We start from the raw sequence: 427 nt of genomic DNA, 5'->3' as shown, positions 1-427 counted from the left end.
GGGCATGCGCGTGCTCTTTCTCTTCCGGTGGGGCGGGTCCGATACGGCGTCGAGTACGGCTTCGCCTTCGTGCGGGGACGGGGGCGCGCCGCCGGATGTCACCAGGTGACGGGCGACTCGTGGACGCCGTAGCTGACCGCGTCGTACGTGAAGGGCACTGGTGCCACCTCAGTGGCCAGTCGCGGAGTGGGGATCCTGTGGAGCAGGGCGGGGTAGACGGCCTGGAGTCCCCTCCGCGCCAGTGCAGCCACGGGAGAGCGGGATGGCGGCGGCCTTCCCGGGCCGGAGCCGCGCGTGGCCGTGGACGGCGAGTCGACCGCCGGGGCGCGGAGAGGGGTCAGGCGTCGTTGCCGGCGTGGAGGGCGGCGGCAGGACACGTCTCGGCCGCCTTGCGGACGGCCTCGTGCAGGTCGGGGTGGGGCTCGGG

The 427-nt window shown here is 74.2% G+C and carries 1 protein-coding gene; it reads right to left on the bottom strand.

Annotated features, from left to right (window positions below; genetic code table 11):
* Positions 1-98: 98 nt before the first annotated feature.
* Positions 99-251 (bottom strand): hypothetical protein, encoded by a 153-nt coding sequence (locus AB8Z75_RS35270; RefSeq protein WP_369209243.1) that lies wholly within the window; start codon positions 249-251, stop codon positions 99-101.
* Between the last annotated feature and the right edge of the window lie 176 nt (positions 252-427).

It is taken from the genome of Streptomyces sp. PU-14G (assembly GCF_041028275.1).
GTDB lineage: Bacteria > Actinomycetota > Actinomycetes > Streptomycetales > Streptomycetaceae > Streptomyces.
Note: the sequence above shows the minus strand (reverse complement) of the source record. Positions and strands in the feature narration are given on the sequence as shown.